Raw genomic sequence first — 23,514 nt, forward strand, 5'->3', positions numbered from 1 at the left:
CCTGCTTGCCTCTCCACGACGCCGATTTTGCAGCGATCGGCTTGGGCGGCACTTGAGCGAAAAAACGCGACGATGTCCATGGCCGTCGCCGCATGGGAGCGCATATCTGCTGTCACTCCTCGGCACTTGCCTCTTCACCACCGCCGAGCCCCGCAAGAGTCCGTTCGAGCTCGCCGAGCATCTCCTGCAGTTCGGCAAGCTTGCGTGCACCAAACCGCCGCGTGATCTCCGCGTAGATCGCTTCGGACGTCGGCGCCACGGAGGCCATCAGCTTCACGCCCTCTTTCGAGATCGAGACCATGCTGCGGCGTTGATCCGCCTTGGCGGTCTTGCGCTCGATCAGGTTGCGCGCCTCCAAATCGCGCAGAATGCGCGACAGGCTCGGGCCCAGCAGGAACGCCGTGCGCGCGAGTTCCGTAACCTCGACCGCGTCGATGGCAGCGAGCGCGCGCAGGATGCGCCATTGCTGCTCGGTCAAGCCGTGCTCGCGCAGCGAGGGACGAAACTGCCGCATCACCGCTTCGCGCGCCCGCAGCAGCGACATCGGCAGCGAGCGCGAGAAATCGCGCATCGGCACCTGCCTTGCGGCAGGTCCTGCGGCCGGCGCGCCTGCGTTGGCGAGATCAGCGGGTTTCTTGGTCATGACGCCCCTTCAAGCCACACGACGTTTGCAGTGCAGCAAGCCCGAATTGTGTTTGACGCATTCACTTAACATGTTAAGTATCTCCGGGCACCACGATTTGTCAGATCACAGATGGCGCTTTCCAACGACGATATCCAAGCTTGCGCGAGGCGTCTGCACCAGGCGGAGAAGACCCGCACGCAGATCCGGCAGCTGTCGCAGGATTTTCCTGACATCACCATTGCCGATGCGTACGCGATTCAAAAGGCCTGGGTCGAGGTCAAGATTGCCGAAGGGCGCATCGTCAAGGGTCACAAGATCGGCCTGACCTCGAAGGCGATGCAGAGCGCGCTCAATATCGACGAGCCCGATTCCGGCGTGCTGCTCGACGACATGTTCTTTGCCGATGGCGGGATCGTTCCGACCGAGCGCTTCATCGCGACGCGCGTCGAGGCCGAGCTCGCCTTCGTCATGAGCAAGCGCCTCTCAGGTCCCAGTTGCACGATGTTCGACGTACTCAACGCCACCGATTTCGTGGTCCCGGCCCTGGAAATTCTGGACACGCGCATCGAGCGCGTGGATCCCAAGACCAAGGCGACGCGAAAGATATTCGACACCATCGCCGACAATGCGGCGAATGCCGGCATCGTGCTCGGGGGACGACCGATCCGCCCGCTGGACGCGGACCTGCGCTGGATCGGCGCGCTGTGTTTCAAGAACGGCCAGATCGAGGAAACCGGACTTGCCGCCGGCGTGCTCAATCATCCCGCCACGGCCGTGGCCTGGCTCGCCAACAAGATCGCGCCGCTCGGCCTTGCGCTGGAGCCCGGACAGGTCGTGCTGGCCGGCTCCTTCATCCGTCCGATCGAGACCCGCAAGGGCGACACAATTCAGGCCGATTATGGCACTTACGGCTCGGTGAGTTGCTACTTCGCCTAAGTCAACAAGAAGACAGGGAGTGAAACGGCGATGCCGCATTTCACGATCGAATATTCGGCCAATCTCGATGGCCGTCTCGACATTGGCGCGGTGTGCGAACTCGTGCGCAAGGCAGCCAGCGAGACCGGCATCTTCCCGCTCGGCGGCATCCGGGTTCGCGCCGTCAGGTGCGACAATTATGCGATCGCGGACGCCCGCCAGGATTACGGCTTTCTCGACATGGTGCTGCGCATCGGCGAGGGCCGCGATCTCGAAACGCGCCAGAAGGCCGGCGAGCAAATCTTCCAGGCGCTCTCGGAACATCTCGATCCCGTCTTCGCCGCCAGCAAGTTTGCCCTGTCGTTCGACATGCAGATCAACGACAAGGACACCAGCTGGAAGCGCAACAACATTCACGACGCCCTGAAAGCGGAGGCCGCCCATGGATAAGCCCACGCCGAAAGCCGATGTGTTCCAGGCCAATCGCGACCGCGTCGCGCCGCTCTTGAAGACGCTGCGCGCCGACGGCATCGGACACATGATCGACGGCAAGATCGTGCCATCGATATCAGGCGAGACGTTTGAGACGAAATCGCCGGTCGATGGCGCGACGCTGGCAAGCGTCGCCCGCGGCAATGCCGAGGACATCGACGCTGCGGCAACCGCGGCTGCGCTCGCCTTCAAGTCCTGGCGCGACATGGGACCGGCGATGCGGCGCAAGCTGCTGCATCGGGTTGCCGATGCGATCGAGGACAATGCCGAAGACATCGCAGTGCTCGAATGCATCGACACCGGCCAGGCCTATCGTTTCATGGCCAAGGCCGCGATCCGCGCCGCCGAGAATTTCCGCTTCTTCGCCGACAAATGCGCGGAGGCGCGCGACGGCCTCAACACGCCGAGCGGCGAGCACTGGAACGTCTCCACCCGCGTGCCGATCGGCCCGGTTGGCGTGATCACGCCGTGGAACACGCCGTTCATGCTCTCGACCTGGAAGATCGCCCCTGCCCTCGCTGCGGGCTGCACCGTCGTGCACAAGCCGGCCGAATGGTCGCCGGTGACGGCGTCCATTCTGGCGAAGCTCGTGAAGGAAGCCGGAGTGCCCGATGGCGTTCTCAACACCGTGCACGGGTTCGGTGAAGAGGCCGGCAAGGCGCTGACCGAGCATCCCGCCATCAAGGCGATCGGCTTCGTCGGCGAGAGCGCGACGGGCTCGGCGATCATGGTTCAGGGCGCACCCACCCTGAAGCGCGTGCATTTCGAGCTCGGCGGCAAGAACCCCGTCATCGTGTTCGACGACGCCGATCTCGACCGCGCGCTCGATGCCGTCGTGTTCATGATCTACTCGCTCAACGGCGAGCGCTGCACCTCGTCCAGCCGCCTGCTGATCCAGCAGGGCATCGCCGATACATTCGTGGAGAAGCTGACCGCGCGCGTGAAGGCGTTGAAGGTCGGCCACCCCCTCGATCCCGCAACCGAGATCGGACCGCTGATCCACGAGCGGCACCTCGCAAAAGTCTGCTCCTATTTCGACGTGGCGCGTCAGGACGGCGCGACGATCGCGGTGGGCGGCAAGGCCTATGACGGCCCCGGCGGCGGACATTATGTCGAGCCGACCTTGGTGACCGGCGCGCACGGCAAGATGCGGGTGGCACAGGAAGAGGTGTTCGGCCCCTTCCTCACCGTGCTGCCCTTCAGGGACGAAGCCGACGCGATCGAGATCGCCAACGACATCCGCTATGGTCTCACCGGGTATGTCTGGACCAACGACATCGGCCGGGCGCTGCGCGTCGCGGATGCGTTGGAGGCCGGGATGATCTGGCTGAACTCGGAGAACGTCCGCCATCTGCCGACGCCGTTCGGCGGCATGAAGGCCTCAGGCATCGGCCGCGACGGCGGCGACTACTCGTTCGACTTCTACATGGAAACCAAGCACGTCTCGCTGGCGCGGGGCACGCATAAAATTCAGAAGTTGGGAATGTGATCGTCATTCCGGGGCGTGCGTAGCACGAACCCGGAATCCATTCATCCACCAACACTGCTGCGCGACGGATTCCGGGCTCGGCTCTGCGAGCCGCCCCGGAATGACAAAATCGAGGGGAAACGCACATGCCCGTACCGCAACACGTCTTCGAGCCGCCGTTCAACATCATCCGCTCCAGTCACGTCGTGCTCGACGTCACCGATCTGAAGCTGAGCCGCGAGTTCTACGAAACCACCGTCGGCCTGCATGTCGAGGATGCCGACGACACCGTCGTTTATTTGCGCGCGGCCGAGGAGCACCAGCATCACTCGCTGGTGCTGCGGAAAGCCGCAGTGCCGGCTTGCGCCCGGCTCGGCTTCAAGGTCGGCAACGACGGGGATCTCGACAAGGCCGCCGCGTTCCTGTCCGAGAACGGCCTCGGATACGCCTTCGTCGATCAGCCCTTCCAGGGCCGTACCCTGCAATTCACCGATCCCTTCGGCTTCCAGATCGAGCTCTACGCGTCGATGGACCGGCGGCCCCATCTGCTCCGCCGTTACGACCTCTACCGAGGCTGCCATCCGCAGCGGCTCGATCATTTCAACGTCTTCGCCGCCGAGGTGCAGGACACGGTCGAGTTTTACGCGCGTCTCGGCTTCCGTCTCACCGAATACGCCGAAGAGGACGGGCCGAACGGCCGCATCGCCGCCGCCTGGATGCATCGCAAGGGCAACGTCCACGATTTCGCCATCACCAACGGCAAGGGCCCGCGCCTGCACCATTTCGCCTACTGGACGCCGACGGCGATGAACATCATCCATCTCTGCGACGTCATGGCCTCGCAAGGCTTTGTGAAGAACATCGAGCGCGGCCCCGGACGCCACGGCATCTCGAATGCGTTCTTCCTTTATGTGCGCGACCCCGACGGGCATCGCCTTGAGCTCTACACCAGCGACTATTTCACCGGGGATCACGACCACGAGCCGCTGCGCTGGTCGTTGCGCGATCCCCGCCGCCAGACGCTGTGGGGCGCCCCTGCCCCGCGCTCCTGGTTCGAGCAGGGCTCGCCCTTCACGGGCCAGGCCGTGCGGGAGCCGAAATTCGTGGCCGACGTGCTGGTGGCGGACTGATGACCCTGCCTCGCCTCGCCACCTATTCCGTCAACGGCGCAAGCCGCTACGGCGCCGTCGTCGATGGCGGCCTCGTCGATCTCTCCACGCGTCATGGCAAGGACTATCCGACCCTGCGCGAGGTGATCGCGGCCGGGAAGCTCTTGAGCCTTGCCGAAGAGGCTGCCGGCCGCGCACCCGATCATGCGCTCAGCGAAATCACCTGGCTGCCGTCGGTACCCGCGCCGGAGAAAATCATCTGCATCGGCGTCAACTATCCTGATCGTAACGCCGAGTATAAGGACGGTCAGGACGCGCCGAAATACCCGAGCATGTTCATGCGCTCACCGCGCTCCTTCGTCGGGCATGACACGCCACTGGTGCGCCCGCGCGCGTCCGCGCAGCTCGACTATGAAGGTGAGATCGTGCTCGTGATCGGCAAGCAAGGCCGGCACATTCCGGAAAGCGCCGCGCTCGATCACATCGCCGCACTCGCGCTCTGCAACGAGGGCTCGGTGCGCGACTGGCTGCGCCACGCCAAGTTCAACGTCACCCAGGGCAAGAACTTTGACTCCAGCGGCAGCCTTGGGCCCTGGCTCGTGCCCTACACGGTTGAATCGCAGATCGCGGACATTCGCCTCACCACGCATGTCAACGGCGAACTCAGGCAGGATGATCGCACCAGCCGGCTGATGTTTCCGTTCCGCTATCTCGTGAACTATATCTCGACCTTCGCAACCCTCGTCCCCGGCGACATCATCGTCACGGGCACGCCGACCGGCGCCGGTGCGCGGTTCGACCCGCCGCGCTATCTGAAGCCGGGCGATGTCGTCGAGGTCGCGGCCGAGGGCATCGGCACTTTGCGAAACGGCGTCGTCGACGAAGCCTGAAACGAATGAATGGAATCATGCGATGACCACCCTCACCGGCGGCGAAGCGATCGTAAGCGGCCTGGTCGCCCATGGCGTCGACACCGTGTTCGGCCTGCCCGGCGCGCAGGTCTACGGTCTGTTCGACGCCTTCCACCAGGCCCAGCTCAAGGTGATCGGTGCACGGCACGAGCAGGCCTGCGGCTACATGGCGTTCGGCTATGCGCGCTCCAGCGGCAGGCCTGGCGTGTTCAGCGTCGTGCCCGGCCCCGGCGTGCTCAATGCCAGCGCGGCACTGCTCACTGCGTTCGGCTGCAACGAACCGGTGCTGTGCGTCACCGGCCAGGTGCCGACGCAGTTCCTCGGCAAGGGGCGCGGCCATCTGCACGAGATGCCGGATCAGCTCGCGACCTTGCGCACCTATGTGAAATGGGCCGACCGCATCGAATATCCCGGCAACGCACCGACGGTCGTGGCGCGCGCGTTCCAGGAGATGATGTCGGGACGGCGCGGCCCCGCTTCCGTCGAGATGCCCTGGGATATCTTCACCCAGCGCGCGGACACGGCGGCTGCTCAAGTGATGGAGCCGCTGCCCGCGCCGCGGCCCGATCCCGACCTGGTCAAGCAGGCAGCCGCGCTCATCAAGTCCAGCAAGGCGCCGATGATCTTCGTCGGCAGCGGCGCGATCGAGGCGGGCGAGGAGATCCTCGAACTCGCCGAGATGATCGATGCGACCGTGGTCGCCTTCCGCAGCGGGCGCGGCATCGTCTCGAACGCGCACGAACTCGGACTCACCATGGCGGCGGCCTACAGACTGTGGCCTACGACCGACCTGATGATCGCGATCGGCACCCGCGCGGAGCTGCCGGCCTCGGGCTTTCGCTGGCCTTACCAACCAAGTGGACTGAAATCCATTCGGATCGACATCGACCCGGTCGAGATGCGCCGGATCATCTCCGATGTCGCCATCGTCGCCGATGCCAGGGCCGGTACGGCCGATCTCGTCGCAGCCGTGAAGAAAGCCGGCTATGCGCGCACCCGTGGCCGGCGGGAGGCGATCCGCGAAGCGACCGCGGCAGCGCAGACCGAGATCCAGCGTATCCAGCCGCAGATGGCCTATCTCAACATCCTGCGCGAGGTGCTGCCGGCGAACGCGATCGTCACCGATGAACTGTCGCAGGTCGGCTTCGCGTCCTGGTACGGCTTCCCGGTCTACCAGCCGCGCACCTTCATCACGTCGGGCTACCAGGGCACGCTCGGCTCGGGCTTTCCGACCGCGCTTGGGGCCAAGGTCGCCAACCCTGACAAGCCGGTGGTCGCGATCACCGGCGACGGCGGCTTCATGTTCGCCGTGCAGGAGCTCTCGACGGCCGTGCAGTTCAACATCGGCGTCGTGACGCTGGTGTTCAACAACAACGCCTACGGCAATGTCCGCCGCGACCAGCGCGAGCGTTTCGACGGCCGCGTGGTGGCGTCCGATCTCGTCAATCCGGATTTCGTCAAGCTTGCGGAATCCTTCGGCGTTGCGGCCGCGCGCGTCACCGCGCCGGATCAGTTCAAGGCCGTGCTGGAGAAAGCGCTGGCCCATGGCGGGCCGTATCTGGTCTCGGTCGAGGTGACCAGGGATTCGGAAGTGAGCCCCTGGGCCTTCATCCACCCGCCGAAGCCTTGAGGTGAGCACCACCCTGGAGACGCGCGGCCGCGATCACCAGCAGGCCCGCGCCTGCGACCGACCAGCAGGCGATCGGCGCCCAGAGGAGCAGCGGCGCGTAGTCCGGCATCTTCTGCAGGCCGCCCGCGACCGCCGCCATCCGCGCGAAGGTGCCGAGGGCCAGCGCCGAGAAGACAAGGCCGGTGACCTTTCCTTCCGCCCCGGTCGAGCCGATCGCGAGCGCAGCCGAGATCGCGCTCATCAGCATGCAGCCCCACGCGGCACCGGCCAGGAACTGGGCGACGATCAGCATATTGAGGCTGCCGGCAAATTCGGCGGCGGCAATCGCCACCGCGCCGAACAGGCCGGCGGCTCCCATCACGATCAGGCCGCCGCGATGCTTGACGACGAGGCTTGCCGGAAACATCGCGATGTTGAAGCCGATCCAAAACACCGGCATCAGCCATTGCAGCTCATCCGGCTTGGCAAAGCGCAGATAGGACGGCGCGCTGTTCATGGCAAAGTGCAATTGATAGCCGAGCGCCAGCGCGACCATTGCGACGATGAAGGCGATCGGGACGAGGCCAAGCGGCTTGGCCGCCAAGGCCGGCGTCGGCCGCGCGGTGTCACGCGCCACGTCATACTCGATCCGTGACAGGCCCAGCGCCGTCAGCAGCAGCACCGCGCTCGATATCACGAATGGCAGCCGCGCATCGTGCTCGCGCAGCACTACGCCGAGATAGGGCGACACGGCGCCGGCGACGCCATAGCCCAGCATGGCCAATGCCGCGAGGAACGGCACCTGCGGCTTGGCGCGGTATTTGCCGAGCAGGGTCAGCGGCGGCGCGCGCAGGGCCGACGACGCGATTGACCAGACCACGATCAGCACGATGAACCAAATCTGCGCGCCGGCACCGACGCCAGCCACGAAGGGCAGCGCGACGAAGGCGCCGCAAGAGATCGCCGCCAGCACGCCGACGAACAGGCCGAGCCTGCCGACGACGGGTGCGAGCTTGTCGGCGGCGATCCCCATCGCGGTATCGGCGATGGTGAAGATCGCCTGGTCGAGCATCAGGATGAGGATCACGGCCGCCGGCGCAAGGCCGACGTCCGCCGCGAGCTTCGGCAGGTAGACGACATAGGTCGTCCAGCCCAGCGTGAACACGAGTTGCAGCACGGCCAGATAGAGCCCCGTGCGCGATGCGTTCGTGCCCGCCCCGGTCGAGATCTCTGCAGTCGTCATGTCGCCGCCCCCTCGCAGAGGCGTCGCCACCCCCTCGCAGAAGCTTAGACGACGGCAATGCCCCTTGGGAATGCCTCAGAGCACCTTGCGGAAGGTCAAGTTGATGCGCCGCCGTCCGAGCAGCGCGTGCTCGCCATCGGCGAGCGGCGCCACGCCATGATAGGCGAGCCTGCTCGGTCCGCCCCAGACCACGACGTCGCCATGAACGAGCCGGAAGCGGCGCGGCTTGTCACTGCGCGCCAGGCCGCCGAACAGGAAGGTCGCGGGCAGGCCGAGCGACACCGAGACGATCGGCGCCGAATAGTCCAGCTCGTCCTTGTCCTGGTGCAGCGACAATCGGGTGCCGGGCTCGTAGCGGTTGACGAGGCAGGCATCGGGCGCGAAGCCGGCGAAACCGCCCTGCTCCGCCGCGCGGCGCACGAGATCCCGGAAGACGGGCGGCATCGCCGGCCAAGGCGTTCCGGTACGCGGATCGAGGGGATCGTAGCGATAGCCGGTGTGATCGGTGATCCAGCCGCGCTCGCCACAATTGGTCATCGCGACCGACATCAGGTGGCCGCCGGGCGTGGTCATGCGCCGGAACGGAGATTGCGCCACGATGGCGCGCACCGCTTCGATCAGCTCGTTCTCGATCGGCTTGACGAAGCCGCGCAGCAGCACGGCGCCGTCGGCGATCTCCTCGCGCGATGGCTGTGCTTCGGCAACACTGTCGAACAGATCACCCGTCAATCGGAGCGCTCATTTGGCATCATGAAAGATCACGCCCAGGGTGTGGCGCTGGCCGGACCTGATGCGGCTGACGCCATGGCGCAGGTTGACGCGGTAGGTGCCGCGTGTCCCCTGCACCGGCCGGTGATGCACAGCGAAGGCGACCCCATCGCCCTGTGCAAGCGGCACGACCTCGGCGCGGGACTGCATGCGCGGGCGCTGCTCGGTCAGCACGAACTCGCCGCCCGTGAAATCGCGCCCGGGTTCGGACAGCAGGATCGCGACCTGGAGCGGGAACACGTGCTCGCCATAGAGGTCCTGGTGCAGGCAATTGTAGTCGCCGGCCTCATATTGCAGCAGCAGCGGCGTCGGCCGCGCCTGCCCGGCGTCATGGCAGCGCTTCAGGAACGCCGCATGCGCAGTGGGATAGCGGATGTCGATCCCCATCGCCTCGTTCCAGCGGTTGGCGACGCCTTGCAAATGCGCATAGAGCGCCGGGCGGAGCTGCGCGATTAGTTCGGGCAGAGGATAGGAGAAGTACTTGTACTCGCCGCGGCCAAAACCGTGGCGGCCCATGACGATACGGCTGCGGAAGTTGGCGTCGTCGGGGTAGAGGGCGGCAACGGCGCGACATTGGTCCGGCGTCAGCAGGCCCTTCAGGACCGCGCAGCCCTCGGTGTCGAGCTGGCCGGTGATTTGAGGCCAGTCGAGGGCATCGACGTGGTGGGCGAGATCAATTTCAGAATCAGATGTGGCACTACGTTTGGCGACAGTCATGTCGATCATCCTATCCACGCCCGTCATTCCGGGACGCGCCTCTTGGCGCGGGCCCGGAATCCATAACCACGATCGGGAGTATGGATTCCGGGCTCGCGCCAAGTGGGCGCGCCCCGGAATGACGAAAGTGGGTGTCGCAGATCGTAACCGCCGCAACCACCCGATTTCCGATTGGAACCTAGCCTCTTACCGGCAGCGTCGTCACGTCGTACCCGTGCCTGATCGTTCGCTTCAGCACGGGGTCTTCCAGCTCAAACTCGAAACGATCGGCGGGGCGGATGCCGCCCTTGGCGGCGAAGGTGCCGCCGAACATGGCGCAGCCATCGGGGAACTTTCCACCCTGGAAACCGCGCGCGATGAGCTCAGTGACCGGCAGCATGGCATCCAACGTGCCTTCCTGGTAGAGGACGCGCTCGCCTTTGATCGTGGCGTAGGAGCGCAGGATCATCCTGTCCCAATGGCCGATGACGTCCTCGAGCTCCCACAGGGTGGAGGCGATGGGCTTGTCGCACATCTGCTTGGACACCGTGACGCTGTAGGCCTCGACCTTGCGATCGGTGTGGTCGGAGCCGCAGCCGACGAAGATGCGGCCCTGCCAGCCGATCAGCACGAACTCGACCTCGCCACTGGAATCGCCACCGGTGCATTCGATGCGGTCTTCCTGGGTCAGTCGCCGCGCCGAGGCGCGGTAATAGATCGGCGTCGAGGCCGGGCGGGCGATGCCGACCGCCTCGAGTTCCGCGATGTGCTTGTCGCGGGCGACGGGATCGCGACCGGTCCAGCCGGCAATGACCATCTGGTCGATTGCCAGCGTCAGCGGCGTGGTGGTGTCCTGGGCATCGACGGTGAAAGTCAGGTCAAACACGAATGACGGCCTCCATGCCGGCGGCAAGCTCGAAAATCCGTCGGTCTGATCCGCCGGCGCCTGCCAGCATCAGGCCGACCGGGACATCGCCCTCACGATGCGCAGGGATCGAGATGGCACAGCCGTCGATCAGGTTGATCAGGCTGCAATTGCGCAGGGCGCGGATGTTCTCGCGCGTGAAGGCCTGATCGTCGGCGAGAGCAGCGATCTTCGGCGGCGTATTCGGCGTGGTCGGCAGCACCAGCGCATCATAGGGCGCAATCCGCGCGTTGACTCGGGCGATCAGCGAGCGGCGCTCGTTGAGAAGGTCGATGTAATCGGCCGCGCTCTGCGCTTCACCACGCATGATGCGCGAGGAGACTCGGGGATCATAGACATCGCCCTTGGACGTGATCAGGTAGCGGTGCCAGGCATAGCTTTCGGAAGCCGCAAAGCCGCCCTTGGCGTTCATCGGGCCGATGTCGTGGAATTCGGCCATCTCGATCCGCTCGATGATCGCGCCATGGTCGGCGAGGCTCTTGAGCGCACGCTCGAACGTCTCCGCCACTTCCTTATCGAGATCGTCCAGCGCGATCGTGGTCGGCACCGCCAACCGCATGCCCTTCACGGGCCGCGGCTTCAGCGCGACGATCGGCTCGTTCGCGAGCACCGCATCGAGTATGGCACAGCAGCTGACCGATCGTGCCAGCGGCCCGATGCTGTCGAGCGAGAACGAGAGCGGCACGGAGCCGTCGAGGGGCACACGGCGCTGCGTTGGCTTGTAGCCGACGATGCCGTTGAAGGCGGCCGGAATCCGGCAGGAGCCGCCGGTATCGGTGCCGAGCGCGCCATGGGCCATGCCGTCCAGCACCGAAACTGCCGCGCCCGAGGACGAGCCGCCGGGCACATGGCCCTCGGCCCGGTTCCAGGCGCCCTTCGGCGTGCCGTAATGCGGATTGATGCCGATGCCGGAATAGGCGAACTCGGTCATGTTGGTGCGGCCGATCACGACGAAGCCGGCCCTGCGCAGCCGCGCCACCGTTGCGGCATCCTGCTCGGCCGGCGGCGAATCGTCGAGCGCGCGCGAGCCGGCGCGCGTCACCTGGCCCTTGATGTCGAAGAGGTCCTTGATCGAGATCGGGATGCCGGCAAAGCGCGACGGCGCCGCCTTGGCCTTGCGCAGGCCGTCCATCGCATCGGCCGCCGCCAGCGCAGCGTCCTTGTCGACATGGATGAAGGCGCGCTGGCCTTCGCCGGCGGGATGGGCGATCCTGGCGATGCACGCCTCGACCAGATTGCGGGAGGTCGTGCGGCCACTTTCGAGGTCTTCGGCGAGCTTCGCCAGCGTCGGGAATTCGGGCATGTCTGTCTCACGGAATATTTGCGCGCGCAATCTATAGCGCTGGCTCAGTTCGACACAAGCATTGTGCGCATGATGGCATGCATGCGTATTGCTGGACCGTTGACGCACCATGGTCGATTGTCGCATCAAGATCGAAGCAGGTGGGCGCGAGGCCTGCCGTTTGGGAGGGCTTTCCGAGATGGCCGAACCGCAGCGCGCGCGACCGAAACCAACCCCGGAGACCCAGCATTTCTGGGACGGCACGAAGGTGGGCGAGCTGCGCCTGCAGCGCTGCGACGCCTGCGCGCATGTCTATTTCCCGCCGCGCCCCTTCTGCCCCTCCTGCGCCTCACGCAAGGTCTCGGTGTTCAAGGCGAGCGGCAAGGGTTTCCTCTACAGCTACGTGATCAACCATCGTCCCGCCGCGCCGGGCTTCACGCCGCCTTATGCCATCGCCGTGGTCGAGCTCGACGAGGGACCGCGGATGATGAGCAACATCATCGATTGCCCGCAGACGCCGGAGGCGCTCGACCTCGACATGAAGCTCGAGGTCGCCTTCCAGGAGCTCGACGACAAGATCACCCTGCCCGTCTTCCGTCCGGCGAAGGGATAAGCCATGCGCAAGAACCAGGTTGCCGTCGTCGGCGCGGCCGAGACCACCGAGCTCGGCGTCATCCCCAACGCCTCGCAGCTCCAGCTGCATGCGGATGCCGCGCTCAACGCCATTGCGGACGCCGGGCTGAAGCTGTCCGACATCGACGGCTTCGCCACGGCGGTCGAGACGCCGCAGCAGGTCTGCCACTATCTCGGCATCAAGCCGACCTGGGTGGACGGCACCTCGGTCGGCGGCTGCTCGTTCATGCTCCACGTCCGCCACGCCGCCGCGGCGATCGAGGCAGGCCTGTGCAAGACCGTGCTGATCACCCACGCCGAGAGCGGCAAGTCGATGATCGGCAAGGCGCCGCGCTCGACGCCGGCGGACAGCCTCAACGGCCAGTTCGAGGCGCCCTATGGCGTCTACGGGCCACCCAGCATGTTTCCGATTCCCGTGCTGCGCTTCATGAAGACCTGGGGCATCACCCACGAGCAGCTTGCTTCGGTGGCGGTCGTGCAACGCGAATGGGCGGCGAAGAACCCGCGCGCGATGATGAAGGACCCGATCACGGTCGCCGACGTCCTCAACTCGCGCATGATCGCCTATCCGTTCCGGCTTCTACAGTGCTGCCTCGTCACCGACGGCGGCGGCGCGCTGATCCTGACCTCGGCCGACCGCGCCAGGGATTTTCCGCGCAAGCCCGTCTACATCATGGGCACCGGCGAGAGCGTGGAGACGCCGATGGTCAGCCAGATGGAGACCTTCAACTCCTCGCGTGCTTTCAAGACCGCAGGCCCCCTCGCCTTCAAGGAAGCCGGCATTGCGCACAAGGACGTCGATCATCTCATGATCTACGATGCCTTCGCACATCTGCCGCTGTTCGGGCTCGGCGACCTCGGCTTCATGCCCTATGAGGAGACCGGCAAGTTCATTGCGGACGGCAACACACGTCCCGGCGGCAAGCTCCCGCTCAACACTAACGGCGGCGGATTGAGCTACATGCATTCGGGCATGTACGGCATGTACGCGCTCCAGGAGAGCGTGCGGCAGATGCGCGGCATCGCGCCGGCGCAGGTGCCGAACGCGAAGATTTCGGTGTGCCACGGCGTCGGCGGCATGTTCGCCGCAAGTGGCACGATCGTGTTTACGAACGAGAGGTAGTGGCTGTCATTCCGGGCGGCGCGAAGCGACGAGCTATGATGCGCAATTGCGCATCTGAGAATCCATAATCACGATCGGGAGTATGGATTCCGGCCTGCGCCTTTCGGCGCATCCCGGAATGACGGCGGAATTTGGAACGGCTAGCGGAGAACCCACATGAGCAAATCACTGCAAGACAAGGTCATCATCGTCACCGGCGCAGGCCGCGGCATCGGGCGGGAGATCGCGCTGCTGTGCGCAGCCGAAGGCGCCAAGGTCGTCGTCAACGACCCCGGCGCGGCAGCCGACGGCGCCGGCGCGAACGCCGCGCCCGCCGAGGAGGTGGTCGAGGAGATCAAGAAGCGGGGCGGCACCGCGGTCGCGAACTTCGAGTCGGTGGCCGAAGCGATCCCCGCCAGCAAGATCGTGAAGACGGCGACGGATCATTTCGGCCGGCTCGACGGCGTCGTCAACAATGCCGGCATCCTGCGCGACATGATCTTCCACAAGATGAGCGTGGAAGCGTTCGAGGCCGTCATCAAGGTGCATCTGATGGGCTCGTTCTACGTCTCGCACGCTGCGGCCCGCATCTTCCGCGAGCAGGAGTCTGGCTCCTTCGTGCACTTCACCTCGACCTCCGGCCTGATCGGCAATTTCGGCCAGGCCAACTACGCCGCCGCCAAGCTCGGCATCGTCGGCCTGTCCAAGTCGATCGCCCTCGACATGGGCCGCTTCAACGTCCGTTCCAACTGCGTCTCGCCGTTCGCCTGGACCCGCATGATCGGCACCATCCCGACCGAGACCGACGCCGAGAAGGCGCGCGTCGAGAAGATCAAGCAGATGGGGCCGGAGAAGATCGCGCCGCTCTGCGGCTATCTCCTCGGCGATTCCGCCAAGGACGTCACCGGCCAGATCTTCGGCGTGCGCATGAACGAGATATTCCTGTTCAGCCAGAACCGCCCGATCCGCTCGGTGCAGCGGAGCGAAGGCTGGACGCCGGAATCGATCGCGGAACACGGCATGCCGGCGCTGAAGGGCTCGTTCTACAAGCTCGACCGTTCGGCCGACATCTTCACGTGGGATCCGGTGTAGAATTCCGTCTAGCCGTATTTCCGGCATCCCTGTACTGCGATCTCTGGTTGTCTCGGCCAGAGATCGCTCCGCTTTATGCCCGAATAGGGGCAGATGGTGGCCTTCCAACGAAACTTTGGGAAGGAAACCATGACAAGAATACTGACCAACTCAAGCGACACCTCCGGCGTCGGCGGCCTCGGCCGCCGCGCGCTCCTCAAAGGCACGGCGGCACTCGCCGCCTCCACTGTCCTGGCATCACAGGCCAATGCCCGCGACTTCGGCGCCAACGCCGAGCCGCAACGCTATCCCGACCCCGACATCGTCGTCATCGATCCCAAGCGCTTCAAAGCCAAGGTCGGAAATACCGCCATCAAGCGGCTCTACACCGGCTGCCTGTGGGCCGAGGGACCGGCGTGGAATGCGCAGGGACAATATCTCGTCTGGAGCGACATCCCCGCCAACCGGCAGCTTCGTTATCTCGATGACGACGGCCACATCTCCGAGCAATTCCACAAGCCGTCGAACGAATCCAACGGCAATTCCTTCGACACCGAAGGGCGCCAGCTCAGCGCCGAGCGCACGCGTCTCGTCCGCTACGAGCATGACGGCTCGGCGACGGCGCTGGCAGAGCAGGCCAATGGCAAGCCGCTCAACGGTCCGAACGACATGGTCGTGCATCCCAACGACAAGGCGATCTGGTTCACCGATCCCGGCTATGGCGCGATCAGCATCTACGAAGGCAAGCTCGCCAAGACCGGCTCGCTCCAGCCCCATCAGAAGGAAGCGGTATATCGCCTGGACACCCAGACCGGGCAGGTCGCCAAGGTCGCGGACGAGCCGTTCAAGCCGAACGGCATCGCCTTCAGCCACGACTACAAGAAGCTCTATGTCTGCGACACCGGCATCACGCATTATCCTGAAGCCAAAAACGTGGTGTGGTCTTACGACATCGACGGGCCGAAGCTATCGAACCCAAAGAAGCTCATCGACATGACGCTCGACGGAAAGTCGGGCTTCCCCGACGGACTACGTGTCGACACCGAGGGCAACATCTGGGTCGGCGCTGGCTGGGTCGGTCCAGGCTATGATGGCGTGCAGGTGTTCGCGCCGACCGATGGTGCGCGCATCGGGCAGATCGTGCTGCCCGAGACCTGCGCCAATGTCTGCTTCGGCGGCAAGAAGCGCAACCGCCTGTTCATGACCGCGAGCCAATCGCTCTACGCGGTGTATGTGGAAACGCAGGGCGCGCATTTCTGTTGAGGCATATGGTCTCTCCACTCTGGATGCCCTGGCTTGACCCGGGCATCCACGTGCAGCGGCGAGAGAGGAAAGACGTGGATGCCAGGGTCAAGCCCGGGCATGATGAGTGAGGGTGATGGCCACCCGGCTCTCTAGCTACCCGGTATTCCGCAAGCCTGCCGAGATGCCGTTGATGGTGAGCTGAATCCCGCGCAGCACCTGCTCGTCCGGGTTCTGCGCGCGGTGCTCTTTCAACAGCTCGACCTGCACGTGGTTGAGCGGGTCGAGATAGGGGAAGCGGTGACGCACGGAGCGCTCCAGCAGCGGGTTGCTCTGAAGCAGCCGGTCCTGGCCCATGATGTCGAGCAGCGTCTCGATGCAGGAATGCCATTCGCGACGGATGCGGCCGAAGATTTTCTCGCGCAGGGCTTCGTCGGGCACGAGCTCGGCATAGCGCGAGGCGATCGCGATCGAGCTTTTCGCCAGAACCATGTCCATGTTCGACAGCAGCATGCGGAAGAACGGCCATTCCTTGTAGAGCTCCTTCAGGAACGGCATGCCCTTGTCGGGATGCTCGGCGATCCATTGCTCGACCGCGCTGCCGAAGCCATACCAGCCCGGCAGCATCAGGCGGCACTGCGCCCAGGAGAACACCCAGGGAATGGCGCGAAGGTCCTCGATGGCGCGCGTCTTCTTGCGCGAAGCCGGACGGCTGCCGATGTTGAGCGTTGCGATCTCGTTGATGACCGTCGATGACCAGAAATAGTCGACGAAGCCGTCCGTCTCGTAGACGAGGCCGCGATAGGCCTTGAAGGCGAGGTTCGAGAGTTCGTCCATCGCGGTGAGATATTCGCGGCGCGGTGCGCTCTGGCGCGGATGCAGCAGGCTCGCCTCCAGCGTCGCAGCGGCGAGAATCTCCAGATTGCTGCGGCCGACCTCGGCGTTGGAATATTTCGACGAGATGATCTCGCCCTGCTCGGTGATGCGGATCTGCCCGTTCACCGCGCCGCCGGGTTGGGCGATGATGGCGTCATAGCTCGGACCGCCGCCGCGGCCGACCGAGCCGCCGCGGCCGTGGAACAGGCGCAGCCGCACGTGATGGCGCTCGAACACCTCGACGAGGCCGATCTCGGCCTTGTAGAGTTCCCAGCCCGAGGTGACGAAGCCGCCGTCCTTGTTCGAGTCGGAATAGCCGAGCATGACCTCCTGCACGCTGCCGCGGCTGTCCACGAGGCGGCGGTAATCGTGCAGCGACAGCATGCGATCCATGATGCCGCTGGACGCCTGCAGATCCTCGATGGTCTCGAACAGCGGGACGATGTTGACGGCGCTGCGTCCGGAAGGATGGACGAGGCCCACCTCCTTCAGCAGCACCGCGACCTCGAGCATGTCGGACATGCCCTTGCACATCGAGATGATGCATTGGGGAATGGCGTCCGAGCCGAACTTGGCATGCGCTTCCGCGGCGGCATGGAAGACGTTGAGCTCGCCCATGGTCTCGTCGCTGTATTTGACAAAGGGCGACACCAGCGCGCGGGTCGAGCGCAATTCGTTGGTGAGCAGCGAGATGCGGGCATCCTCGCCGAGCGCGAGATAGGACATGCCGGGGTTCGCCGCGTCCATCAGCTCGGCGATGGTGCGCTCGTGCACGGCCGAATTCTGGCGGATGTCGAGCCGCGCCAAGTGGAAACCGAAGCAGTCCACCGCGCGGCGGAGCAGCCGCAACCGGCCGCGCGCGATGACGCGGGCGTTGTTGGAGATCAGCGAGCGGTGCAGCACGTCGAGGTCGGCCTGCAGCTCCTTGACGCTGGCGTAGGGCGCCGCTTTGCCGACCGGCCGGCGTGTGATCTCGACCTCGAGCATTTCGGCCGTTGCAGCGAGCCGGGCATAGATGCCGGACACCGCGAGGCGATAGGGCTCGCCGCTCCGGTGCGGCGAGGTATCGGGCGAGCGCTCCGCCAGGTTGCGCAGCTCCTCGGAGACGTCGGCGAGATGGGCCGCGATCGACAATTCCGAACCGAGCACGTGCAGCTCGTTCAGATAGAATTGCATCACCCGGCTCGACTGCAGCCGCAGCGTACCGCGCATCACGTCGGCGGTGACGAAGGGATTGCCGTCGCGGTCGCCGCCGATCCAGCTGCCCATGCGCAGGAACGAGGCGACTTCGCCAGCGGCCTCTTCGCCGCCCTCCTCCAGCCTGTCTTCCAGCGCGTTGACGAGCCGCGGCACCTCGCGGAGGAAGGTGTAGTCGTAGAACGACAGGCCGTTGGCGACCTCGTCGAGCACGGTGAGCTTGGTCCGGCGCAAGAGATTGGTCTGCCATAGCGTCAGCACCTCGCGGCGAAGCTGCTCGTCGCTCGCCGCCGCCTCCTCCGCGGTCAGCGCGACGCGCTCGCGGCGGTCGAGCAGGGCTGCGATCTCCATCTCGCGGTCCATGGTGCTCTTGCGGCGGACCTCGGTCGGGTGCGCGGTCAGCACCGGGCTGACCAGCGCGGTCTTGAAGAAGTTGCGGAGCTGGTCGGCGCCGATGCCCGCCGCCTTGGCGTGCGCCAGCGTCTCCGCCAGTACGCCGGAGCCGCCGCGCGCTCCAGTCTCCTTGGCAGCGCTGCGGGCGCGCATCTGGCGGATGTTGTTCTGGTCCTCGGCGATGTTGGCGAGGTGCGAAAAATAGCTGAAGGCCCGGACGATCCGCACCGTCTCGGAGGTCGACATGCTGTCGAGGATCTGCTCGAGCTCTCGGCGGGCGAGCCGATCCTCGTCGCGGTGAAACCGGATCGAGGTCTGGCGGATGCGCTCGACCAGATCGAACACGTCGGCGCCCTCCTGGTCGCGAACGGTGTCGCCGAGGATGCGCCCGAGCAGGCGGATGTCGTCGCGCAGCCGCGTGTCGGCCTCCAGCGCCTGGACATCCTCCGGGCGGTTGGGGCGCTGGTCGGTCTCGGATGGTACGGTCTGGAGGGACATGGCTCGCTCCCCTGCTGGCGACCTTGGCGGCCCGGTCCGGAGGAGTGTGCGATATTTTTCTACCGCAGTGCAAGATGAACTTGCTGGCGGCGCAAACTGCCCGCCATTCGTGTCCCGGACAAGCGAAGCGCTGATCCGGGACCCAGAAGCACAGATAACATCGCCGCTATGGGCCCCGGCTCTGCAGCGCATCGCTGAAGGAGCGCTGCACTGCGTCCGGGGCACGATAGCTTGCTCGTTTATCTCTATGGCACATGCCTTCGCCTTCTCGCGGCCGGTTTCGCCCGAGCTTTGCAGTCCGTTTCGCCCTCGTCGAGAAGAAAGGGCGCAGGGAAGGCCGGGAGCCGGCAGGCACCCAGGGTCCGCACGCGAAAAAACGCACGCGGGGTGACCACAGGTGACGCCGGGACATCCCGGCCTTCCCTGCGCAATGGTTTTACGGCTTATGGCGCGCTCTCCCCGGGGAGCGATGCACTATTGCCCCCGTCGCCTTGCGGATGACTGATGCACGCGCCCGGTCGGGCCGCTTCACCACCGCAAGCCTTGACGCACAGACCCCGGGCGTCAGGACCACACGCTTTTGCCGTCCGCGGACGTCCCCTCCCAAACATTCGGAAGCTCGCGCGTGCTCGCCCCGACGCCGAAAGGAAACGCTGTGACCGCGCCGTGTCGATCCCGCGGATCGTGATGGCTCACGAGGTTTACCCCGCCCTGCCATCCTCGTCACGCGCCGGCGCTACCGCGTCCATCGCATCCCGGCCTACGTATCGTGACGATCGCGAAACGTCCCTTTGACGAGCCGGGATGCCTTGCGATTTACCCGAAACCGCGAATTCGGTCAATCAGAATATTTTACGGCGCCGTCCCTTGACCTGCACGTGGCGTGCTTTGCCCGTCAGACGCGAGAGATGGGAGGGATGAAAGGCGGCCGAACAGCGCGTAGGATGGTTGAGCCCTTGCGAAACCATCCTACTCATCAGACGCGGACGGTTTGATGGGGTTTCGCTGGCGCTCTACCCATCCTACGACCTGAGCGGCGGCATTTTCGGCACGTGCAGGAGCATCACCGACGTTAACCCTATCGGGCAAATGATTCGTCGTGAGGCGGCAGCCGCCGACAAGTTGCCTTATTGCAGCGGAGAATTTTCAGCGGCACTAACCTAGGTTAGAGGCGCATTATGCTGAGAATGGCGTTGTTGGGCCTCCTTATCCTGTTGAGTGTAGGAATGCTCTCAGCAATGGAGCTGACAGCTCCACCACGTCGCGCGGCCGCGATCGTCCAGCCGCTTGTCGAGCAAACCGCAGGCATCTCTGTTTCACATGACGCATTGGCGAAGGCCGATCGCCTCGACGTCGTCGCTGTGAGCAGCGAGATGCCGACACAGGCCGCTTTGGTCGAACCGCCCGTTGTTCCGCCAGAAGACATCCATTTCGGTTCGCGCGAGCCGGAAACGATCACCCGTCATCGGCACCATTCGAAGAAGATCGCGACCGCTGAACGTCCCAAGCCAAAACCGAAGGCAGCCGTTATCAAGCGAACGGCCAATGTCCAGCGTTCGCAGGCCGCCAACAATAGCGAGCCCTGTCGGCTCAAGGCATTTGGTGGCCTGCGCAAGGCATTGAATTTGACCGGTTGCGAAATCTGAGGACGCTTCCGGCCCCTTGACCTGCATGTGGCGCGCTTTGCCTGTCAGGCAACGCGAGGAATTGTGTGCGACCAGGGCCTATTTCGTCACCATTCGTCGGGTCGGCGCCACGGTGCCGGCAGGAGCCATCGGCGAGATCGAGAACGTCAACCACGCATTCCATCCCGCCGGCCGGTTCTCCGCCGCGAATTCGCCATATGCCTTCAGGTTGAGATAACCTTGCATGTCTTCAACCGGAAACAAGTATCCGACCTGCGGACCTACGCCGACGACCCGTGACCGGAAACCACCGAGGATCGGGTGTTGTCCAAAGTCGTCGGTGATCTGCTGATAGGCGTACCCTACCAGGCCGACAAAAACCTGTTTGGAGAGAAACTGGGAGGCGCCCCAATCGACGTGGAAGTCGATGCCGCTTTGATACTGCGTGTCGGGGTTCTTGAAGTTGTAGGTAAATCCCGCGACGGCCGAAAATTCGTGGCCGGTCTGCGGATTGAAATAGGTGTAACCGCCGCCGCCGTCGATGGCAGGATGGCCGATACCGAGATTGGCAAGCCGGGTTGGCGAATAGGCGCCGACCGGAATGTCCCCGGTCACATAGGTCATGAAATTGTGGACGCCGGCGTTCCACTTCAATGTCGCCTGCGGATAGAGGTCGCCGACCGATGTGATGGAATCGGCGATGGTGCCGTTGCGCGTCATCACAAGCGGTCCGAGTGCCGCGGTCAGCGTCCCGCTCAGGTCGGCGCTCGACCGCCCGAACAGGCCGGTTACACCGATTGCCAATTGTCCGCCCAGCACCGGTGTTGCGAAGGTGTAGGTGGGGTTGAGCAGAACGAGATCGCCCTGACCATTGAGATGCAGATTGAGGCTGCTGTTCACCGTCGCGGGAAACCTGCCGATCTGGATTTCCTTCGCCGCGGCTGTGGCCCCGGATGCGGACACGGTAGTGTGATAGTACACCGCCGCCATCGACCAGCCCGGCACCCCCGGGACGGCCGCGAGGCTGCCGAACCGGCCGGGAAGCCAGTACGAAATCCCACCCTCATCCGCATATGCTGGCTCGGCCACGCAGCCGAGCAGCACTATGGCTGCGCTCAGACTTGAGCGGGTGAACCAAACCCGAGATTCTTGTTTGGATGGCGTCACTCTCTACCCCCAACACTAATTATGTCTGAACCCAAAATGGACGTCGCCGAACTGCAGCGGGTGGTGGAGCGGATAAGGTCATAGCCGCAGGCCGGACCAGCCGAGGCATTTGAGAGTTTGTGCTGTCTGCCGCCTTCGGCTCATGTGACCTGCTTGACCGGCGGAATCTTCCAAGAACCATCGATGATCGAGGGGCTCTTCTCGCTCGGCCAATACAGCCGCATCATCAGGACAAAATCGCCTGACGGTGCGGGAAGCCAGTTGGATTCCTTGTCCTTCCCAGGCGAACCCTTCTGGACGTAGAGATCGGTGGAGCCGTCGGGATTCAATTTCAAATTCTGCCGCGCGCTGATCGAGTAGCGGTCGAGTGGATTCTCCACGAAGAAATAGTTCGCATCGTACATCGTCAACGACCAGAACCCGAGCGCCGGCGGCAATTGCCCCTTGGCAAATCGCAGCACGTATTTGTTGGCGCCGTTGTATTTGCGGCCTTCGGCGTCTTTCAGCGATGTCGGATATACGGCGTCCTGCGGACGGTTGGCGCCGAGCCCGATGGCGGTAACCAAAGCCCGCATCAGATAATCGGTACCGTAAATGCCGGTCTTGGTGGTGAAGCCCCAGCCGTTCTCGTCCTTCATGTCCTTGTTGATCTTGAACTGAAGCATGATGCGATCAAATCCGATTTCCGGAATTCGCTTGACGAAATCTGCCTTGAGCTTGCTTGGATCAAAATCCTGCCCGGGTACGATTCCGATCCTCGCGAACTTGGCGAGTTGCGGCGCGTCGGCGGCCGACGGCGGATTGTCTTTCATCAGCTTGCAGAGCAACGTGAAATAAGCCGTCGCATCCATGCGATTGACCTGATCACGAACGGCAGTCTTCATGTCGATGGAAGCGTCGACCTTGCCTTCGGGCGGTGTGTAGGGTTTGCCATAGGAGCTCAGCGGGACCAGCTTGCATTCGTCCTGCAGCTTGTGCACCTCGGCGTAGTCTTCGGACGTGCCGGTACAATAGATGCGGCCGAGCAGCCACACGATGCTGGTGGGCGACTTATACTCCTTGACGCCGGATGGCAGCGTGCCCTTCCATCCGGGGCCCGTGATGGCGTAAGTCTGCGCGCCGGTGCCGGTCGTCCGCTTGCCCGGCACCTGGAACACCGTCGTCCAGCCGTCCAGCATCGGGAAGAGTGCGTAACGGCCCTTCATGTCCGGGATGCTCAGCACCCACGGCTCCTTGCCGACGTCGAAGAACGCACTGGTGTAGAGCGTGTCCGCATTTGGTGCCGTTACGTCGCGGAAAGCCGCATCAGGGTACTTTCGCAGCTTGATGATCTGACCCATCGGCGCGCGCGTGCCGACCGGCGCTGCAACGTTGGTGATGACACGGCGCGTCATCTCCATCGTCACGAGCGGATAGCCGAAGATGTAGGCGTCGGTGGCGAGTGCAAAATCCTCAAGTCCCTCGCCGATGCCGAGAAACTCGCCGAGCTCGGCACGGCTCGGCACGCTTATCGAGGAACCAGCGAGCAGGCTCATGCCGCCGATCGTTACGTTGCGACGGGTGACGTTCATGGTACGAACTCCGTTGAAATCGAATACTGGAAATCTTTCGATGCGCTTGGTCGATCAATTCACCGAGCTGCGGGGAACCCGCTCCTCTGTCGTTCG

The 23,514-nt window shown here is 64.4% G+C and carries 20 protein-coding genes; 11 read left to right on the forward strand and 9 right to left on the reverse strand.

Features of this window, described 5'->3' with window-relative positions; translation table 11 throughout:
* Positions 1-112: 112 nt before the first annotated feature.
* Positions 113-643: a homoprotocatechuate degradation operon regulator HpaR gene (gene hpaR, locus ACYCVF_RS27745; protein ID WP_459601731.1), complete on the reverse strand. Its 531-nt coding sequence runs from the start codon at positions 641-643 to the stop codon at positions 113-115.
* A 111-nt stretch (positions 644-754) separates the two neighbouring features.
* Here hpaR and hpaH point away from each other — a divergent pair, with 111 nt between their 5' ends.
* The 6 genes from hpaH (at position 755) to ACYCVF_RS27775 (ending at position 7,150) form a co-directional block, all read left to right on the forward strand.
* The gene (gene hpaH, locus ACYCVF_RS27750) at positions 755-1,561 is read left to right on the forward strand and encodes a 2-oxo-hept-4-ene-1,7-dioate hydratase (protein WP_459601733.1); all 807 of its coding nucleotides are present in this window, start codon (positions 755-757) and stop codon (positions 1,559-1,561) included.
* Between the two features lie 30 nt (positions 1,562-1,591).
* Positions 1,592-1,990: a 5-carboxymethyl-2-hydroxymuconate isomerase gene (locus ACYCVF_RS27755; RefSeq protein WP_459601735.1), complete on the forward strand. Its 399-nt coding sequence runs from the start codon at positions 1,592-1,594 to the stop codon at positions 1,988-1,990.
* The gene (hpaE, locus tag ACYCVF_RS27760) at positions 1,983-3,521 is read left to right on the forward strand and encodes a 5-carboxymethyl-2-hydroxymuconate semialdehyde dehydrogenase (RefSeq protein WP_459601737.1); all 1,539 of its coding nucleotides are present in this window, start codon (positions 1,983-1,985) and stop codon (positions 3,519-3,521) included. The genes ACYCVF_RS27755 and hpaE overlap by 8 nt, the downstream gene beginning before the upstream one ends.
* Before the next feature lie 125 nt (positions 3,522-3,646).
* Complete coding sequence (hpaD, locus tag ACYCVF_RS27765; protein WP_459601739.1) at positions 3,647-4,630, forward strand: 3,4-dihydroxyphenylacetate 2,3-dioxygenase; 984 nt, start codon at positions 3,647-3,649, stop codon at positions 4,628-4,630.
* A complete protein-coding gene (locus ACYCVF_RS27770) occupies positions 4,630-5,499 on the forward strand; it encodes a fumarylacetoacetate hydrolase family protein (protein ID WP_459601741.1) in 870 nt (289 codons plus the stop codon). The genes hpaD and ACYCVF_RS27770 overlap by 1 nt, the downstream gene beginning before the upstream one ends.
* Before the next feature lie 22 nt (positions 5,500-5,521).
* Positions 5,522-7,150 carry a thiamine pyrophosphate-dependent enzyme gene (locus tag ACYCVF_RS27775; protein WP_459601743.1) on the forward strand — a complete coding sequence of 543 codons (1,629 nt, stop codon included), beginning with the start codon at positions 5,522-5,524 and terminating at the stop codon, positions 7,148-7,150.
* Here ACYCVF_RS27775 and ACYCVF_RS27780 read toward each other — a convergent pair.
* The 5 genes from ACYCVF_RS27780 to ACYCVF_RS27800 all read right to left on the reverse strand — a co-directional run bounded on the left by ACYCVF_RS27780 (position 7,128) and on the right by ACYCVF_RS27800 (position 12,064).
* Positions 7,128-8,372 carry an MFS transporter gene (locus ACYCVF_RS27780; protein ID WP_459601745.1) on the reverse strand — a complete coding sequence of 415 codons (1,245 nt, stop codon included), beginning with the start codon at positions 8,370-8,372 and terminating at the stop codon, positions 7,128-7,130. The genes ACYCVF_RS27775 and ACYCVF_RS27780 overlap by 23 nt on opposite strands.
* A gap of 75 nt (positions 8,373-8,447) precedes the next feature.
* Entirely contained in the window at positions 8,448-9,101 is a 654-nt protein-coding gene (alkB, locus tag ACYCVF_RS27785) for a DNA oxidative demethylase AlkB (protein WP_459606689.1), read from the reverse strand.
* A 9-nt stretch (positions 9,102-9,110) separates the two neighbouring features.
* Entirely contained in the window at positions 9,111-9,857 is a 747-nt protein-coding gene (locus ACYCVF_RS27790; RefSeq protein WP_459601749.1) for a 2OG-Fe(II) oxygenase, read from the reverse strand.
* 178 nt (positions 9,858-10,035) lie between these two features.
* Entirely contained in the window at positions 10,036-10,722 is a 687-nt protein-coding gene (locus ACYCVF_RS27795; RefSeq protein ID WP_459601751.1) for a DUF2848 domain-containing protein, read from the reverse strand.
* On the reverse strand, positions 10,715-12,064 hold the full coding sequence (locus ACYCVF_RS27800) for an amidase (protein ID WP_459601753.1): 1,350 nt from the start codon (positions 12,062-12,064) through the stop codon (positions 10,715-10,717). Before ACYCVF_RS27800 ends, ACYCVF_RS27795 begins: the two co-directional genes overlap by 8 nt.
* A gap of 178 nt (positions 12,065-12,242) precedes the next feature.
* Between ACYCVF_RS27800 and ACYCVF_RS27805 the strand changes: the two genes are divergently transcribed.
* The 4 genes from ACYCVF_RS27805 to ACYCVF_RS27820 all read left to right on the forward strand — a co-directional run bounded on the left by ACYCVF_RS27805 (position 12,243) and on the right by ACYCVF_RS27820 (position 16,112).
* Complete coding sequence (locus ACYCVF_RS27805; protein ID WP_459601755.1) at positions 12,243-12,656, forward strand: Zn-ribbon domain-containing OB-fold protein; 414 nt, start codon at positions 12,243-12,245, stop codon at positions 12,654-12,656.
* 3 nt (positions 12,657-12,659) lie between these two features.
* On the forward strand, positions 12,660-13,799 hold the full coding sequence (locus tag ACYCVF_RS27810; RefSeq protein ID WP_459601757.1) for a thiolase C-terminal domain-containing protein: 1,140 nt from the start codon (positions 12,660-12,662) through the stop codon (positions 13,797-13,799).
* A 156-nt stretch (positions 13,800-13,955) separates the two neighbouring features.
* Complete coding sequence (locus ACYCVF_RS27815) at positions 13,956-14,870, forward strand: SDR family NAD(P)-dependent oxidoreductase (RefSeq protein ID WP_459601759.1); 915 nt, start codon at positions 13,956-13,958, stop codon at positions 14,868-14,870.
* 129 nt (positions 14,871-14,999) lie between these two features.
* A complete protein-coding gene (locus tag ACYCVF_RS27820) occupies positions 15,000-16,112 on the forward strand; it encodes an SMP-30/gluconolactonase/LRE family protein (RefSeq protein ID WP_459601761.1) in 1,113 nt (370 codons plus the stop codon).
* Positions 16,113-16,247: 135 nt separating this feature from the next.
* Here the strand turns inward: ACYCVF_RS27820 and ppc are convergent, their stop codons facing one another.
* Entirely contained in the window at positions 16,248-19,055 is a 2,808-nt protein-coding gene (gene ppc, locus ACYCVF_RS27825) for a phosphoenolpyruvate carboxylase (protein ID WP_459601763.1), read from the reverse strand.
* A 1,238-nt stretch (positions 19,056-20,293) separates the two neighbouring features.
* Between ppc and ACYCVF_RS27830 the strand changes: the two genes are divergently transcribed.
* Positions 20,294-20,701, forward strand: coding sequence for a hypothetical protein (locus ACYCVF_RS27830; protein ID WP_459601765.1), 408 nt, complete (start codon positions 20,294-20,296; stop codon positions 20,699-20,701).
* Between the two features lie 78 nt (positions 20,702-20,779).
* On the opposite strand, the gene ACYCVF_RS27835 is transcribed toward ACYCVF_RS27830, so the two are convergent.
* Entirely contained in the window at positions 20,780-21,799 is a 1,020-nt protein-coding gene (locus ACYCVF_RS27835) for a SphA family protein (protein WP_459601821.1), read from the reverse strand.
* Between the two features lie 188 nt (positions 21,800-21,987).
* Entirely contained in the window at positions 21,988-23,418 is a 1,431-nt protein-coding gene (locus tag ACYCVF_RS27840; protein WP_459601767.1) for a DUF1254 domain-containing protein, read from the reverse strand.
* Between the last annotated feature and the right edge of the window lie 96 nt (positions 23,419-23,514).

Source organism: Bradyrhizobium cedriense, assembly GCF_054602315.1.